Genomic DNA, 17,236 nt, shown 5'->3' on the forward strand with positions numbered 1-17,236 from the left:
CCGCAAGGGGCTGAAAAGCCCTTGGGCGGTGGGCGGCATTCAGAAAGACGGTGGCATTTCCCTATCAGGAATTCATGACAGAAGGCCCCGGGCATGCGATGGCAATCGCCCGGGGCTTTGCCGCACATCACAGGAAGGAGAAAGTCCTTCTCATTGCATTCGGAGGTGACGGCACTGTCCATGAAATCATCGCGGGTGCCGCCGGTGCGGAACATGTTGTGGTAGGCTCGGTGGGTGCCGGCTCCGGGAACGACTTCGGCCGCGGATTTTATTCTTTCGGGACCGCGGACGACGGCGGGGCGTATCTGGCCGGCAGGCATGACACCGCCGCTCTGGACGTGGGTGAAGCAGATTTTAAGGATGGCGCCATTTTTGTCAACAGTTCCGGAATCGGTTTTGACGCAGAGATTTCAAGAGGAACCGGCAATTCTACACTGAAGCCGTTTCTGAATCGGCTAGGACTGGGCAAGTTTGTCTACGCTCTTTATACAGTGCGGGCGCTGTTCGCATTCAGGACATTCAGCCTGGAAGTGACGGCTGACGGAGAACGGATGAATTACCGGGACGTCTGGTTTGCCACCGTCAGCAACCAGCCATATTACGGAGGCGGCATGAAAATCTCGCCTCTGTCCGATCCGGCAGATGGTCTTATCGAACTCACGGTCATCAGCCGGCTTTCCCGAGTGAAGCTGCTGCTGGTCTTCGGAAGTGTGTTTTTCGGTGCCCATACAGCCTTCAGGGAAGTGGACTGCAGACAGGGCCGCTCGTTTTCCCTGAAGGCGGACCGCGAAGTGCCGCTGCATACCGATGGCGAAGTCGCCGGCGATACGGAACCGGGAAGCCCGGTCGTGTTTACGGTCCGGCCGGCGGCGTGGCGGCTTGCGGGACAACAACGAACAGGAAGGTTAGGGATCAAACATGAGAGCACGCCATAAACCATGGGCGGAAACGTATATCAATGAACATCCGGATGTGGTCATCCAGGAGCCTGAACGGCTTAAAGGCCGCTGGGCAGAGGAATTCGGCAACAATCATCCGATCCATATTGAGGTCGGCACCGGAAAGGGCCGGTTTATCACCGGGATGGCAGAAGCCAATCCCGACATCAACTATATCGGCATTGAGATGTTCCGTGACATCATCGTGACGGCGGTCCAGCTGGCGGACGAAGCTGGCAAGCCCGCTAATCTTCGGCTGCTGAATATCAACGCGGAGCGGCTGGAGGATATTTTCGCCAACGGCGAGGTCGGCCGCGTTTATCTGAATTTCTCCGATCCGTGGCCGAAGGCGCGCCATGCGAAGCGCAGGCTGACCCACGACAATTTTCTCGGCCGCTATGAAAGGATTCTGCCTCCGGAAGGAGAAGTACATTTCAAGACGGACAACCGCGGACTGTTCGAGTATTCCCTCATGAACATGACGGACTATGGCATGCGGCTGGCGGATGTATCGCTCGATCTGCATGCGGACAAGCCGGAATGGAACATCATGACGGAGTACGAGGAGAAGTTCTCCTCCAAGGGCCAGCCGATCTACCGGCTGGAAGCCGCATTCAGGAACGAAGGGAAGTAAGCAAGTTAGCATGAAAAGGGGGAAACGATGATGGACAACTATCAATTTCACGGAATTGAACTGACTTGGCTGGACGGGGGATTCAACCGGCTGGACGGGGGCGCGATGTTCGGACCGGTGCCGAAGGTGCTTTGGTCGAGGAAGTATGAAGTGGACGGGGACAACAAAATCCCACTGGCCACGGAGCCGATTCTCGTGCGCACGCACGGGAAAAACATCCTGATCGAAGCAGGGCTCGGATCGGGGAAATTGACGGAAAAGCAGATCCGGAACCTTGGCGTTACCCGGGAGTCGAGGATTGAAGAGAGCCTCGGGGAACTCGGTCTGACGACTGCGGATATTGACATCATCCTCATGACGCATCTGCACAACGATCATGCTGCCGGGCTCACACGCCGCGAAGGAGACGGGTACGCATCCGTTTTTCCGAATGCAAAAATCCATGTGTCGCGGATTGAATGGGATGAGATGCGCGAGCCCAATATCCGTTCGCGGAATACATACTTCCGGGAAAACTGGGAGCCTGTCCAGGGCCAGGTAAAGACTTTTGAAGAACAGGTCGAAGTCGTCCCTGGAATCGAGATGGTCCACACTGGCGGCCACAGCGCCGGCCACGCGATTATCAAGATCACGAAAAATGGGGAGACGCTGATCCATATGGCGGACCTGATGCCGACCCATGCACACCAGAACCCGCTGTGGGTCATGGCGTTCGATGATTACCCGATGGATTCCATCTATTCAAAAGAGCGCCTCATGAAAGAAGCGCTCGAGAACGGGTACCGGTTCATTTTCTATCACGATGCCGTCTACCGTATGATCCAGTGGGACAAAAGCGGCAAGGAAATCACCGACAGCCTGGAGCGCACTCCTTTCGAAGCGCCGGTGCGGGCAGGTGCCGAGCAGGAGAAATAATTCCAAATGAAAAAGCTGCAGACCCCATGCCGGTCTGCAGCCCTGGCCATGCGGTTCCCGCATGGTCTTTTTCGTTTCAGATTTTGTTAAGTTCAACGACGGTGCCCGTCCTGGCATCCGCAGCGAATTCATACTGTTCATAGGAGCCGTTGATTTCACGGGAAAGGCCGCCCCGGTATACATCCATCTCAACGGCTTTCTGGCGGAACGGTTCTGTTTTCATGACGATCCATGCCCCGTCGATCGGACCTTCTTTTTTGAATGCATCTTTTACATCTTCAAGCACTTTATCCGGCGAGACATTGCGGTCCGCGCGGTTCACTGCTTCCACGACGGCTGCGCCTGCCACGGCGCCGGCAACTGCTCCAATGGCAAAATCACGAACGTTCATCCCATTTCCCTCCTGTAGACCGCATTTTCACCAAGTATAACAACCGGGGCGGCGGTTGAGCAAGTTTCATCCAAGAGCCTCTTCGGAGTCCGAAAGATTATCTGTGGAAACCCCGGCCCCCTTCGTCTACAATAAAAAATAGAGCAGACTGAAGGGGAGGGACACAAACCATGCAAAATGAAACGTTGACGATGTTCAAGACACTGACCGAACTGCCCGGCGCGCCCGGCAATGAGCACGCCGTCAGGAAGTATATGCGGCAAGAGCTTGAAAAATATTCGGACGAAGTAATCCAGGACCGGCTCGGAGGGGTTTTTGGCGTCCGTCACGGCGGTGAAGGGTCTCCCAAGATCATGGTGGCCGGCCATATGGATGAAGTCGGGTTCATGGTATCCGCCATCACGGACAATGGCATGATCCGTTTCCAGCCGCTCGGGGGCTGGTGGAGCCAGGTGCTGCTCGCCCAGCGGGTGCAGATCATCACTGATGAAGGGCCTGTAATCGGTGTCGTGGGATCGATTCCTCCGCATCTGCTGAGCGATGAGGTACGCAACAAGCCGATGGATATCAAAAATATGCTGATAGATATCGGAGCCGACGACAAAGAGGACGCCAGGAAGATCGGCATCCGCCCGGGCCAGCAGATTGTACCGGTTTGTCCGTTCACTCCAATGGCCAATGAGAAGAAGATTCTCGCGAAGGCATGGGATAACCGGTATGGCTGCGGACTGGCAATCGAACTGCTGAAGGAAGTGAAGGGGGAAAACCTGCCGAACACCCTATATTCCGGAGCGAATGTCATGGAAGAAGTCGGCCTCCGCGGTGCTCAGGCGGCTGCAAATATGATCAATCCGGATCTGTTCTTTGCACTTGACGCCAGCCCTGCAAACGATGCTTCAGGCAACAAAAATGAATTCGGACAGCTCGGGAAAGGAACCCTTCTCCGCATCTTTGACCGTTCGATGGTGACCCACAGGGGAATGCGTGAGTTCGTACTGGATACGGCGGAATCAAACGGCATCCCGTATCAATACTTTATTTCGCAGGGGGGAACCGATGCAGGACGTGTCCATACTGCCAATGAAGGCGTTCCCAGTGCGGTTATCGGTATCTGCTCGCGTTATATCCATACGTCGGCATCGATCATCCATACGGACGACTATGCAGCAGCGCGTGAACTTCTGGTCAAGCTGGTGCGTTCGCTCGACCGGACAACTGTCGAGACGATCCGCAGCAACTCATAAATCCCGAAGAGGCCGAAACGGCCTCTTTTTTGGATACGAAAAGAAATCTGGAGGGGAATACATGAAAATAATCGTCGGTTCGACCAATCGGGCCAAGATCGGTGCGGTCCGGGATGCATTCGCATCGATCGGCATCCAAGCAGAGGTGACAGGCGCAGATACTGACTCGGGAGTTGCGGCACAGCCTATCGGCGATGCAGAGACGATGACTGGTGCCAGAAACCGGGCCCTGGCGGCAGTGAAGGCCGGAAGCCATAACTTTGCCATCGGCCTTGAGGGCGGGGTGAAGGAACTGGACGGACGGCTCTTTATCTGCAACTGGGGGGCTCTCGCCCTTCCGGACGGTACTGTGTTTACAGCAGGCGGCGCGCAGATTCCGCTGCCGGAGGAAGTGGCTGAGCCGGTACGGGGCGGCGAAGAACTTGGCCCTGTCATGGAAGCATACACAGCCAAAGCGGATATCCGGCAGACCGGAGGTGCGGTCGGGGTCTTCACGGAGGGCATGGTGGGCCGCCCCGACATGTTCGCTCACATTGTCCTGCTGCTCGCTGGACAGTGGAAGTTTTCCGCAGGCGATGCCGGTGGCCGTCAGGGGCAGTGAGTTGCAAGCAGCCGGGAACAACTTTAGAATGATGAGGATGAACATACGGAAGCGGGGGAACGAGAATGGGCAAGGGGCTTCGCCTGATCACCGGATTCACGCTGGCGGCGATGCTGGCCGGGTGCTCGGCGACGATCGAAGAACGCACTTCCGAAGGTATAAAGGAAGCCGGCGAAGTGTTTGCGGATCCAGCAAGAAATGCGAACACTGAAGTCGGAAACGCCAGCTTTTATAAACCGTTTGGGTTCGAGGTGCAGGAAGGTTCGGATGAACAGAATATCGTTCTCGAAAAGGGCGGCAATACCTATGTGCTGTTCATCAATCCGAATGAAGGGAAGGACAGCCGGCTGTTCTATGACCTTCTTTATGCAGATCCGGCCAAGGAGATCCTGCAAACCGGCACATTCGAACGCCATGATAAGTTTGGCTTCGCCGGAGCAACTGCGGTTTCCGGCGAACGTGTCGAACTGGTCGCCGGAAGCGGCGGGCGGAAGATTACGACTCTTTCCGAAGAGGGAGATATCAAGAAAAACCTGAAAGCTATGATGGAGATTGTCCGTTCTGTCGATTTTGAAGACGGAGCGGTTGCAACAGACTAAAACGGGACAGGGGACGTCCTGTCCGGAAGGGAGGAGCGTCCATGAAAGCATCAGAATTGGTGCGCGAGCTAAAGCAACGGCTGGGAGAGGACCGGTTTTCCTGGGACTTTGACCGCCAGAACAATCGGCTGAAGATGAAGCATCAGACATTGGGAAAAGGTCTGGAGCTGAGCCTTCCGCCGCTTCTCGCCAAAATCCAGAACAATCCGGACACCGCTCTGGATGAAGCTGTTTATACGATCAACGAGACCTTCACCGCGATGGAGCGCGAAGCGGAAGAAGGATTCAGCGGTGAAGACCGGATCTATCCGGTCATCCGCTCCACCTCTTTCCCGGTGGAATCGAAAGAAGGCAACCGGTTTATCACGACGGATCACACGGCTGAAACCCGGATATTCTATGCACTCGACCTGGGACAAACTTACCGGCTGATTGATGAGTCGATGCTGGATAGCCTCGGACTGACGGATCAGGCCCTGAAGGAATCTGCACGGTTCCGGGTCAGGCAGCTTCCGACCGATGTAAAGCGTGATGAAGTCGCCGGGAATATTTATTATTTCGTGAATAACAATGACGGCTACGATGCAAGCCGGATCCTGAATGAACCTTTCCTGAAAGAAATGGAACAGAAGATTGAGGGGGTCATGACAGTATCCGTCCCCCATCAGGATGTGCTCATCATCGGCGACATCCGTAATGACACGGGCTACGATGTCCTTGCCCAGCTGACAATGCACTACTTCACCGTCGGGCGGGTGCCGGTGACATCGCTGTCCTTCATCTATGACAACGGAGAACTCGAGCCGATTTTCATCCTTGCGAAAAACCGGCCGGAACGAAAGGAAGAAAAGGAATGAATGCATTTTACAACACACAAGGCGTGGGCGATGTGCTGATGGTGCAGCTTGTGCCGGACACACCTGAAGAGATCAAAACGGAAACGTTCGGAGATGTCACGCTCATACGTGATGCGGCATCAGGTGAAGTGAGCGGATTTAACCTGTTCCGTGCTTCGGAATATGTGAAGCCGGAAGGACAGGGAAAGGTTGAGGCGGATGAGGCGTTTCTCGATCAGCTAAAAGAGGCCTTCACGAAAAACGGGGCGGAATTTTCCTTTGACGTGGATCTTTCTCCTAAGTTCGTCGTCGGATTTGTGACTTCCAAAGAAAAGCATCCGAATGCGGACAAACTTAGTGTCTGCAAGGTCGATGTCGGCACAGAGACACTGCAGATCGTCTGCGGCGCACCTAATGTCGAGGAAGGCCAGCATGTCGTTGTGGCCAAGCCGGGCGCAGTCATGCCGTCCGGGATGGTCATCAAAGATGCCGAGCTCCGGGGAGTGCCGTCATCCGGCATGATCTGTTCCGCGAAAGAACTTGCCCTTCCGGATGCACCCCAGGAAAAGGGGATCCTGGTTCTCGGGGGCGAGCAGGCACCCGGTGAGCCATTCCGGTTCTGAAGCACTATTTTCATTGGCCGAATTAGCGTTTAAACTGATCAGCAGCGGGACCGCCAGCCTTCCAAGAGGAAGGTCCGCGGGAACCGCTGCTGTTTTTTTAACGACGGCCTGTGCGAGATACAGGCCAGGGGACTGTTTGATTGAAATCCTCCATGCTGATAGAATAAAGTGATTGACCCGTGGAAAGAGTGATATCTATTGAACTGGTTTAAACGACTTCTGAATAAAGTCACCGAAGAAGAACAGACGGAAGAACTCGAAAAAACCGATTACATAGAACGAAATGAGCCTGTGGAAAAAACGGATGTCGGACGTCCGAAGTTCCGCTTCCCGCTTATTCCTGATGAACAAGAGATGATTGAAGGGGACCCGCTCCCGGCACCTCCACCGCCAAGAGAGGACCATACTGCTTTTGATCCGTTCGAAGCGAATCCGCTTCCGGCACCATCTTCACCGAAAGGACACCGTACGTCCAGAGAGCCGTTTGCTCCGTCCGGCGGCCGCTTGCCGCTGCCGAAGCACCTGCGGGATGGCGGACAGGAAAGCTGGAGGACGGGGGAGGACCGTTATTCTCCGGCACCTCCAGTACGTCGTGAGCCGGAGCCGCCGAGGACTTGGGAGGAAACTTCCCGGACGCTATCCCGGACTGCCAAGCCCGCCCTGGATGAGCGTCCCCGGCCGCCTAAGCGGGCGCGCGGGTTTATGATTTCCGACGTCCCATCCCCGGTCTACGGCTACATGAAACCGCCGGCGCCGCCTGTTGAGCCGGCGAAGGTCGAGTCTCCCGAAACGGGACTTGCCGATCTGATCCGTGAGCGTGAAACGGATGGCGGAGGGCGCAGTGCGGATGAAGTGATCGAGCAGCACCGGCCCGATACCGAATTGCCGCTTCCGAATTCCGGGAAGGATAAAGAAAAACAAACAAGCCCGGAAGAAAATATCCTGCCCGTTAAATCTGAGCAGGAACCGATGGAAAAAGCTGCAGCGGAGCAACAGCCTGCTGAAGAGCTTGTCATCACCCGTGTATCAGATCTTACAGCGACCTCCGAACCGGAACCTCCTGTGCAAAAACAGGAAGCCGAAGGTTCAGTGACAGCGGTCCGGCAAGCTGAACCTATGCAGGAAGAGATGGAAAAGGACCAGGAAAAAACTGCTCCGGCATTGCCGCAGCAAACGCTGAATGATGAGCCGGAACGGTCGGAGCAGGAGTCGGTGACGGATGTTTCCGAATCAGAAAAGCGCCAGCCGAAACGGAAGTCAGGCACTCCGTTCAATGTCGTCATGCTGAAATCCGACCGCCAGCGAATGGAACAGCTGGAGCGGCTGAAAGGGCTGAAACCGTCAGCCGGGCAGACTGACGGACCAAAGCCGTACAAAGAGGCAAATGAAAGCAGGCCGGTTGAACCCGATCACGAAAACGAACCGGTAACGGCAGAACCGCGTGTTCAGGTCAGCAGCGAGACCGCGGCTTCCCGCATCACCCAAGAAGAACCGACTGCTCCGGCATACCCGGAAGAAATCCCCGAATCAGAGTCCGATACGGAAGAACAGCCGCCGCACTATGTTTTCCCTGACAGAGCATTCCTCCTTGAGCCCGAGGTTAAATCGCAAGATGCGGAATGGATGGAATCCCAGGCGGCCAAACTGGAAGAAGCGCTGTCCTACTTTTCGGTAAAGAGCAAGGTGATCGGCATGGTCCAGGGTCCTGCCGTCACACAGTTCGAGCTGAAGGTCGGCCACGGCACGAAAGTGAGCAAAATCCGGAACCTTCAGGATGACCTGAAGCTTGCGCTTGCAGCCAGAGATATCCGGATCCAGGCACCGATTCCCGGAAAAAGTTCAATCGGGATTGAAATTCCAAACCGGGTTTCCCGCCCGGTCAGGATATCGGAAGTGATCGGCTCCCAGGCATTCGAAGAGTCGGACTCTCCGCTTGAAGCGGTGCTCGGTCTGGACCTTGCCGGCCGGCCTTCGACCATCGATCTCAGAAAGATGCCGCACGGACTCATCGCAGGTGCCACCGGATCGGGGAAATCGGTCTGCATCAATTCGATTCTGACCAGTCTTCTCTATAAGGCCACGCCGGATGAGCTTAGGCTTCTGCTCATCGACCCGAAAATGGTCGAACTCGCTCCGTATAATCGGATCCCTCATCTTGTCAGTCCTGTCATCACTGACGTCAAGGCGGCGAACGCCGCTCTGAAATGGGCAGTGGAAGAGATGGAAAGGCGATATGAGCTGTTTGCACACGGAGGCGTGAGGGACATTGCCAGATACAATCAAAAAGCGGAGGAGCACCGGGAGTTCAGCAAGAAGCTGCCGTACCTCCTGATTGTCATCGACGAGCTGGCGGACTTGATGATGGTCGCGCCGGCCGAAGTGGAGGAATCCATCTGCCGGATCGCACAGAAAGCCCGGGCCTGCGGCATCCATCTGGTGATCGCGACACAGCGGCCATCCGTGGATGTCATCACCGGACTGATCAAGGCGAACGTGCCGACAAGGATCGCTTTCTCGGTATCCTCACAGGTGGATTCCCGTACGATCATTGACGTGCCGGGGGCCGAGAGGCTTCTCGGAAAAGGGGACATGCTCTATCTCGGAAACGGCATGTCCGCCCCCGCCCGTCTGCAGGGGACGTTCGTCACCGATGATGAGATCGAGCGGGTCACGGAATACGTGCGGCGCTCGGGAGAGCCGGATTACTTGTTCCGCCAGGAAGAACTGATCAAGAAGGCGGAGTCCCACGAAGCGGAAGATCCGCTGTTCGAAGACGCCTGCCGTTTTATCGCGGAGGCCGGAAGCGCTTCGACATCGATGCTGCAGCGGAAGTTCAGCATCGGCTACAATCGTGCAGCACGGCTGATCGATATGCTGGAAGACAGGGGATTCGTATCCCCGCAAAAGGGAAGCAAGCCCAGGGACGTCTATCTGACCCAGGATGCGGCAGCCACAGAACAGCCGGACGGACCCGCGCATACGATATGAACGGATGGAAAAAATAACGAAAATGGTGCATCTGAAGGGCACCCGTTTGATGGTATAATCGGATAATGGCCTATTCTGCGCCGTATACAGGGATTCCAATCCCGGGAGGTTTAGCATGACAGTTTATCATTTCACCGGAATCAAAGGATCGGGCATGAGTTCTCTCGCGCAGATCCTGCATGACACCGGATATAAAGTTCAAGGCTCTGATGTCGACAAATATTTCTTCACTGAAGAACCCCTGAAGGAACGGAATATTCCGATCCTTCCGTTTGACGCGGAAAATATCCGCGAAGGACTGACCATCATCGCGGGCAATGCGTTTCCGGACGACCATCCGGAACTGATCAAAGCACGTGAAATGGGACTGGATGTCATCCGCTACCATGAATTCCTCGGGTCTTACATTGATTCGTTCGTTTCGGTTGCGGTGACCGGTTCCCATGGCAAGACATCGACCACCGGGCTTCTCGCCCACGTACTGGCCGGATATGGCCCGACGTCTTATTTGATCGGGGACGGGACAGGGAAGGGAGATCCCGATGCGAAATTCTTTGCGCTCGAAGCATGTGAATACAAGCGCCATTTCCTTGCCTATGATCCCGACTATGCAATCATGACGAACATCGATTTCGACCATCCGGATTACTTTGCCGATGTCGACGATGTGTTTGCTGCGTTCCAGGAGATGGCCTACAAAGTGAAAAAATGCATCATTGCCTGCGGGGATGATGAACAATTGCAGCGCATCCAGGCCAATGTTCCGGTCGTCTACTACGGTTTCTCGCCGGAAAACGATTTTGTCGCCCATAACCTGCAACGGAGCGAAACGGGAACAACGTTTGATGTGAGGGTCCGGAACGAAGCCTATCAGACATTCCATGTGCCCCAGCCGGGCGACCATGCCGTGCTGAATGCACTTTCCGTCATTTCGCTCTGCAAATACGAAAACATTCCTGCGGACATCATCCAGGAACGGCTTGACACGTTTGGCGGGGTCAAGCGGCGGTTTACTGAATCGGTGATCGGAAGCAGAGTCATCATCGATGATTATGCACATCATCCGACCGAAATCCGTGCAACCATCCAATCAGCACGCCAAAAGTATCCCGGCCGGGAACTTGTGGCGATTTTCCAGCCGCACACCTTTACCAGAACGGCAAAGTTCATGGACGAATTCGCGGAGAGTCTCAGTACAGCGGATGCCGTTTATATTGCAGAAATCTTCGGGTCGGCCCGCGAACAGAAAGGTGATCTGAAAGCGGAAGATTTGGCCGAGAAGATCGGAGGAAGCCGGGCAATCCATGACGGTGAAGTCGATCAGTTGCTCGTACATGACAATGCAGTCCTCCTGTTTATGGGAGCCGGTGACGTGCAGAAATATGAAAAAGCCTTCACTGAGCTTGTGAAGGATGGAAAAACAGCCTGAACAGGAAACTGCTTCAGTCAGAGCCATCGCTCCGGATGCCCGGAGCGATGGCTTTTTTACTGATGTAAAACAAAATGATGGATGTTCAGATGCAGATGTCCGGTGCAGCATCAGCCCGGGCATATGTTTCGGACAGTTCCGGCTATTGATTTTTGATGTGCAAATTCCGTGTTTAGGAAGGAACCGCGAAGGTGCATGTTGAATAGGGGGAAGGAGCGTTTATTCCCTTTAGGACAGGGGTACAACGTTAGTATGGAACTGGCATCATGAATAGGAGGAAGTGGCATGGAAAATTTGTTGTACATCGCGGCGATTGTAGCGGCCGTTGCTTTTCTGATTTTATGCATCGCACTGGCCGTGACCCTCAACTCCGTGAAAAAGACGCTGAATAACGTCGCCTCCACGGTAGACGGCCTTGAAGGCCAACTTCAGGGGCTCACGAAGGAATCGACCGAATTGCTTCACAAGACGAATCTGCTTGCTGAAGACATCCAGGAAAAGAGCCAAAAGCTCAATACAGTCGTACAGGCAGTGCAGGGCGTAGGCGAATCGGTCGGAAACCTCAATTCCTCCGTACGAAGGATCACGTCTTCCGTCGCATCCGAAGTGGAGCGCAATGAAGAAAAGATTGCACAGGTCGTGCAGTGGAGCAATGTGGTCATGGAAATACGAGATAAATGGAAAGAACGTACGGGTACCGGCAAGGATAAGGACGGATGGAACCGGTATTCTGTACCGGCCCAGAGGCGCCTGCCGGAACCAGGCAGAATCGATTCCTGACCAGGCACCGATTGTTACAAAACCATTATTCCAATAAGGGAGGAACAAACATGAACAATGACAAACACCTGAAACCAAACTACAATGAACCGGGCATGAACCGCGATTATTACGAGGCACAGGAGCAGGCGGCCGCATCCGGCGTCAATACGGACTATGCAACCGATTATGCGGAAAGCAAACCTTCTTACGACATGTACAGTCCAAATCAGTATGACTACAGCTACCGCAATAACTACAGCGATTCTTTCTACCATGAAGGCCAAGAAAGGGAAGATAACGGCGGCGGCTTCATTGCAGGTGCGCTGATCGGTGCATTGATCGGCGCCGGCGCTGCACTCCTTCTTGCACCGAAGACCGGGAAGGAACTGCGCAGTGATGTGAGCAGTCAGGCCGGCACCATCAAAGAAAAAGGCATCGAGCTGACCCACGTGGCGAAGGACAAGACGTCCAACATCACCGGAACGGTGAAGGAGAAGACGGGCGATATCACCAAGAAGGTCCAGGATCAGACGAACAAGGTCGTCGACAAGGTGAAGTCGAAAAAAGGCCAGAACGCTCCGATGGATGACGGGACCGCTTCATCCGAAGGGGAAGAACCGATTGAGCTGATCGACACAGTCGCAGAAAAAGTGGAATCAGCCATCGAGGGCAGTCAGGACACGATCAACTCCACTGCCGACGCGCTGAAGACCGCTGTTGAAGAAAAAGAAAAAGAGGCGAAGGATATGGCGAAGAAATCCAATAACAATGCCAAATCCAATAACAACGCCAAATCCAATAACAGCGCCCAATCCAATAATAATGCCAAATCGAACAAGGGATCCGCGAAGTCCGGCAACAACACGAAGTCCGCGAATAATAAGATGCCCGACACAAACTCCAACAACACCCCTAATGACCCGAGCACGAAAGACCAGCACAGCGGCAATACCCCATACAGCTACGATAACTCGGAAAACACCGGAGACAACAAAGTCATGGGGATGAACCATATCTCCAAAATTGAAAATAACAAAAAAGACAACAAAAACACTTAAAGGAAAAGTCCGCCCTGGCGGACTTTTCCTTTGTTTTCATTTGTAATCGCTTACATCTGAAAAGAAATATTATTCAGCAAATAAGTCGTGACAAAACCGTGCATACTCTACTATAATGGGTTCATTATCTGTAAAAGGCGGCACATGCAGCAGCTGCCGCCACAGTTAATCCAATAAGAGAGGGGATACGGGAATGGGCCTAAATGATTTGGAAAGCCTTCGAGGCAAGGTAGACGAATTGAACCTGGAAATCCTGCGCCTGATCAACGAGCGTGCGGAAGTCGTCCAGGAAATCGGTAAAGTTAAGGAAAAGCAAGGTGTCAACCGTTATGACCCTCTCCGTGAGCGCCATATGTTGAACCTTCTGAAAGACAACAACAACGGTCCTGTGCCGCAATCGACTGTTGACCATATTTTCAAAGAAATCTTCAAGACGGCTCTGGAACTTCAAGAAGATGATCACCGCAAAGCGCTCCTCGTCTCCCGGAAGAAGAAGCAGGAGGACACAATCGTTGATGTAAACGGTGCACAAATCGGCAAAGACGTACCGACATTCATCTTCGGACCGTGTGCTGTTGAATCTTACGAGCAGGTGTCGACTGTAGCGGCTGCGCTTGCGGCAAAGGGACAGAAGCTGATCCGTGGCGGTGCCTACAAGCCACGCACTTCGCCGTACGACTTCCAGGGGCTCGGTCTTGAAGGCCTCAAGATCCTGAAGCGTGCAGCTGATGAGAACGGACTCGCGGTCGTCTCCGAAATCGTGACGCCGGGTCACCTTGAGGAAGCACTCGATTACGTGGATGTCATCCAGATCGGCGCCCGCAACATGCAAAACTTCGAACTTTTGAAGGCAGCCGGACAGGTGAATAAACCGGTCCTGCTCAAGCGGGGACTCGCCGCGACCATTGATGAATTCATCAATGCGGCGGAGTACATCATCTCCCAGGGCAACGATCAGATTATGCTTTGCGAGCGGGGGATCCGCACTTACGAGAAAGCGACCCGCAACACGCTCGATATTTCGGCTGTTCCGATTCTGAAGCAAGAAACGCACCTTCCGGTATTTGTCGACGTGACTCACTCCACAGGCCGCCGCGACCTGCTGCTTCCAACAGCCAAGGCTGCAATTGCAGTCGGCGCAGACGGCGTCATGGCGGAAGTGCATCCGGATCCGGCAGTCGCGCTTTCGGATTCTGCACAGCAGATGAACCTCGAACAGTTCGACGAATTTTACGGCGAACTTCAAAAATTCATGAAAACCCATGCTGTAATGGCATAAAGGGGAGCCGGAACGAAAAGTTCCGGCTTTTTCGTTTAAGTTCGAGAGAAACTGTCGTAAAATGAAAGAAATAAGAAGCGTTTTCATCGGAGGGATCTTTTCATGACAGTGACGATTTATGATGTGGCGCGGGAAGCCAATGTTTCAATGGCGACCGTTTCGCGGGTAGTCAACGGCAACCCGAACGTTAAGCCGGCAACACGGAAGCGGGTAAAGGAAGCCATTGAGAAACTCGGCTACCGCCCGAATGCGGTGGCACGGGGCCTTGCCAGCAAGAAGACGACTACGGTCGGCGTGATCATCCCGGATATTTCGAAAGGGTTCTACGCCGAATTGGCCCGCGGGATCAGTGACATTGCCACAATGTATGAATACAATATCATCCTGTCGAACTCCGACGAGAATGAGGATAAGGAGATTCGCCTGATTGAAACGATGCTCGGCAAGCAGGTGGACGGTATCATTCTCATGAGCGACCAGATCTCTCCCGGACTCAGGGAAGAAATCAGCCGGTCTTCGGTGCCGGTGGTCCTTGCGGGTACGGTTGATGAAACCGGTGCGTTTCCGTCCGTCAACATCAATTACCGCACAGCTGCGCGCGAGGCAGTCTCACATCTGCTCGAGAATGGCCATAAAGAAGTGGCGCTCGTCACCGGGCCGCTCGATACAACCATCAATCGCGACCACCTTCTGGAGGGATATAAGGATGCCCTTCAAAATGGGGGTGTGGAGTACGATGAAGGCCTTGTTTTTGAGGTTGAAGATTCATATGACGCCGCACTCGAGGCATGGCATGCGACGGACCGGCGCCCGACTGCTGTATTTGCCGGCAGTGATGAGCTGGCGATCGGGGTCATTCACGGGGTGATGGATGCCGGCCAGACGGTACCGGATGATGTGGAAGTCGTGGCATTCGAAAACACGAAACTTTCGAGGATGGTTCGCCCAAGACTGACATCAGTTGTTCTGCCGCTGTATGACATCGGTGCTGTTTCGATGCGCCTCCTGACAAAGTATATGAACAATGAGGAAGTCGGCGATCCGACCTTTATCCTTCCTCATCGTATCGAAGTGCGGGAATCCGCAAAATTTAATGACTGAACAAAAAGGAGTTGCCGGGCATCGGCAACTCCTTTTTCAATTTTTCTCGCTTCGGATGATGTGCAGGGCTTTCTCCATCATCAGGCGGTTTTTTTCCTCAATTTCCGATTTGCGGGGGATGGGCTTATAAAGCGGATCCGGGTCTTCCCAGTTCGGCATCAGCGGCACGGGGGCCTCGCTGCTGTATTTAATCAGCCAGCTTTGGGGCAGCGGACCTGTCGGAATTTCCGCCTCGTTCATCGTGAGCCAGATAAGCGACCACGCCCTGGGAACGACGCGCCAGATATCATAGCCTCCGCCACCGACGGCAATCCATCTGCCGCCGCAATACTGTTCTGCAAGTTCCATGGCCACTTTGGGGATTTCCCTGTAGGTTCTCATGGTCGAGTGAAGATGGGTGAGTGGATCAAAGTAATGAGCATCCGCACCATTTTGTGTGAGAATCACATCAGGCTTGAAAAACTCTGCGACTTCCCTGACTGAGGTCCGGTACACCTCGAGAAACGAATCATCTTCTGTAAAGGCATCGACCGGAAAATTAAAAGAGGTGCCGTACCCCTGACCGCTTCCGCGCTCAGTGATCGAGCCGGTGCCGGGGAAGAGGTAGCGTCCCGTTTCATGGATGGACACCGTACAGACATCCGGATCGTCGTAAAAGCTCCATTGCACGCCGTCTCCGTGGTGCGCATCGGTATCGATGTACAGGACACGCGCTCCGTACTTTTCCTGCATATAGCGAATGGCAACCGAGCTGTCATTATAAACGCAGAATCCTGATGCTTTGCCGCGGAATCCGTGGTGAAGACCTCCGCCCAGATTGACCGCGCGCCTGGCACGGCCCTCCATCACCTCGTCCACGGCGGTCAGGGTGCCGCCGACCAGCTGCGCACTTGCTTCGTGCATATGCGGGAAGATCGGCGTGTCTTCAGTTCCGATTCCGTAATTCTCGGCAACGATCTGGTCGACTTCACCATTTCCGGCCTGCTTTACGATTTCGATGTAACGTTCATCATGAATCAGCGCCAGTTCCTCGTCGGTCGCGACCCTCGGCCCGACTATGGCAGAGTCGGACAGCGCGCCAATGGAGCGCAGGAGATCGGCCGTCAGCACGAGCCGTTTCTGATTGAACGGATGGGTCTCCGAGAACTTATAGTCGAGTTGCCCCTCGGAATAGACGAACGCCGCCCGTTTCATTGCTGCATTCCGGGTAGATTCGGCCATAGCACGTCATATCCTTCCTTGCGCAGTTCTTCGATGATTGCAAGCGGGTTCATCGTCTTGACCCGGATGGCGAGGATTTTATGATCCAGCCTCTCTTTATCCGGATAGACCAGCACGCTAAGCACGTTCGCATTGTGTTCGTAAAAGACTTTTGAAACGCCAAACAGGACTCCCGCAACATCGGGAACCCGGACTTCAATCTGCGAGCCGGGCTTGCTGGCGCCGGTCAGCTCAATATACCGATAGAGAAGATCGGTCTCTGTGATGATGCCGACCACTTTCCCCGACGAGACAACAGGCAGGCAGCCGATGCCGTTTTCATAAAAGATCACCGCAGCTTCTTCGACGAAATCGAGCGGGTGTCCGGTCAGCGGGTCTGTGGTCATAATATCGGAAAGCGGGGTGTCGTAGACTGACAAATCCTGTTTCCCGATCAAGGATGACGGGATGGCTTCCTTCAGGTCCCGGTCCGAGACGACACCAACGATTCCTCCTTCATCATCAACGATCGGCAGATGCCGGATCTTCCTGTCTTCCATCAGTTCGCGCGCTTCTCTGATGGTATGGCCGGGACCGAGCGTCACGACCTCCGTATTCATCATTTCCTCCAGAATCAT

17 protein-coding genes are annotated in these 17,236 nt (G+C 54.3%); 14 read left to right on the forward strand and 3 right to left on the reverse strand.

Translation table 11 applies throughout. The features are described 5' to 3' along the window. Positions 1-50 precede the first annotated feature (50 nt). The 3 genes from AV656_RS00320 to AV656_RS00330 are packed head-to-tail and all read left to right on the forward strand — an operon-like array spanning position 51 to position 2,487. Positions 51-935: a diacylglycerol/lipid kinase family protein gene (locus tag AV656_RS00320; RefSeq protein WP_063177732.1), complete on the forward strand. Its 885-nt coding sequence runs from the start codon at positions 51-53 to the stop codon at positions 933-935. Next, positions 919-1,572, forward strand: a complete 654-nt coding sequence (trmB, locus tag AV656_RS00325; RefSeq protein WP_063177735.1) for a tRNA (guanosine(46)-N7)-methyltransferase TrmB — start codon at positions 919-921, stop codon at positions 1,570-1,572. Before AV656_RS00320 ends, trmB begins: the two co-directional genes overlap by 17 nt. A 30-nt stretch (positions 1,573-1,602) precedes the next feature. Then, on the forward strand, positions 1,603-2,487 hold the full coding sequence (locus AV656_RS00330; RefSeq protein WP_063177737.1) for a YtnP family quorum-quenching lactonase: 885 nt from the start codon (positions 1,603-1,605) through the stop codon (positions 2,485-2,487). Positions 2,488-2,563: 76 nt separating this feature from the next. Here the strand turns inward: AV656_RS00330 and AV656_RS00335 are convergent, their stop codons facing one another. Beyond that, positions 2,564-2,878 (reverse strand): PepSY domain-containing protein, encoded by a 315-nt coding sequence (locus AV656_RS00335; protein ID WP_063177739.1) that lies wholly within the window; start codon positions 2,876-2,878, stop codon positions 2,564-2,566. Between the two features lie 170 nt (positions 2,879-3,048). Between AV656_RS00335 and AV656_RS00340 the strand changes: the two genes are divergently transcribed. The 11 genes from AV656_RS00340 to ccpA all read left to right on the forward strand — a co-directional run bounded on the left by AV656_RS00340 (position 3,049) and on the right by ccpA (position 15,398). Then, entirely contained in the window at positions 3,049-4,122 is a 1,074-nt protein-coding gene (locus tag AV656_RS00340) for a M42 family metallopeptidase (RefSeq protein WP_063177741.1), read from the forward strand. Positions 4,123-4,183: 61 nt separating this feature from the next. Further along, the gene (locus tag AV656_RS00345; protein WP_063177743.1) at positions 4,184-4,723 is read left to right on the forward strand and encodes a DUF84 family protein; all 540 of its coding nucleotides are present in this window, start codon (positions 4,184-4,186) and stop codon (positions 4,721-4,723) included. Between the two features lie 65 nt (positions 4,724-4,788). Then, on the forward strand, positions 4,789-5,322 hold the full coding sequence (locus AV656_RS00350; RefSeq protein ID WP_063177745.1) for a hypothetical protein: 534 nt from the start codon (positions 4,789-4,791) through the stop codon (positions 5,320-5,322). Between the two features lie 41 nt (positions 5,323-5,363). Beyond that, the gene (locus AV656_RS00355) at positions 5,364-6,179 is read left to right on the forward strand and encodes a DUF1444 domain-containing protein (protein WP_063177746.1); all 816 of its coding nucleotides are present in this window, start codon (positions 5,364-5,366) and stop codon (positions 6,177-6,179) included. Next, positions 6,176-6,781, forward strand: coding sequence for a YtpR family tRNA-binding protein (ytpR, locus tag AV656_RS00360; protein WP_063177748.1), 606 nt, complete (start codon positions 6,176-6,178; stop codon positions 6,779-6,781). Before AV656_RS00355 ends, ytpR begins: the two co-directional genes overlap by 4 nt. 198 nt (positions 6,782-6,979) lie before the next feature. Continuing rightward, complete coding sequence (locus tag AV656_RS00365; RefSeq protein WP_082818539.1) at positions 6,980-9,769, forward strand: DNA translocase FtsK; 2,790 nt, start codon at positions 6,980-6,982, stop codon at positions 9,767-9,769. A 115-nt stretch (positions 9,770-9,884) separates the two neighbouring features. After that, the gene (gene murC / locus AV656_RS00370; protein ID WP_063177750.1) at positions 9,885-11,198 is read left to right on the forward strand and encodes a UDP-N-acetylmuramate--L-alanine ligase; all 1,314 of its coding nucleotides are present in this window, start codon (positions 9,885-9,887) and stop codon (positions 11,196-11,198) included. 285 nt (positions 11,199-11,483) lie between these two features. Further along, on the forward strand, positions 11,484-11,978 hold the full coding sequence (locus AV656_RS00375) for a DUF948 domain-containing protein (RefSeq protein WP_063177752.1): 495 nt from the start codon (positions 11,484-11,486) through the stop codon (positions 11,976-11,978). A gap of 50 nt (positions 11,979-12,028) precedes the next feature. Further along, entirely contained in the window at positions 12,029-13,018 is a 990-nt protein-coding gene (locus tag AV656_RS00380; RefSeq protein ID WP_063177754.1) for a YtxH domain-containing protein, read from the forward strand. A gap of 193 nt (positions 13,019-13,211) precedes the next feature. After that, positions 13,212-14,297 (forward strand): bifunctional 3-deoxy-7-phosphoheptulonate synthase/chorismate mutase, encoded by a 1,086-nt coding sequence (locus AV656_RS00385; protein ID WP_063177755.1) that lies wholly within the window; start codon positions 13,212-13,214, stop codon positions 14,295-14,297. A 102-nt stretch (positions 14,298-14,399) separates the two neighbouring features. Next, positions 14,400-15,398: a catabolite control protein A gene (ccpA, locus tag AV656_RS00390; RefSeq protein ID WP_063177758.1), complete on the forward strand. Its 999-nt coding sequence runs from the start codon at positions 14,400-14,402 to the stop codon at positions 15,396-15,398. A gap of 36 nt (positions 15,399-15,434) precedes the next feature. Here ccpA and AV656_RS00395 read toward each other — a convergent pair whose 3' ends face one another. Then, complete coding sequence (locus AV656_RS00395) at positions 15,435-16,592, reverse strand: acetoin utilization protein AcuC (protein ID WP_063178825.1); 1,158 nt, start codon at positions 16,590-16,592, stop codon at positions 15,435-15,437. After that, entirely contained in the window at positions 16,589-17,236 is a 648-nt protein-coding gene (locus AV656_RS00400) for an acetoin utilization AcuB family protein (protein WP_063177760.1), read from the reverse strand. The genes AV656_RS00395 and AV656_RS00400 overlap by 4 nt, the downstream gene beginning before the upstream one ends.

It is taken from the genome of Bhargavaea cecembensis, from assembly GCF_001619585.1.
GTDB classification, from domain to species: Bacteria; Bacillota; Bacilli; order Bacillales_A; family Planococcaceae; genus Bhargavaea; species Bhargavaea cecembensis_A.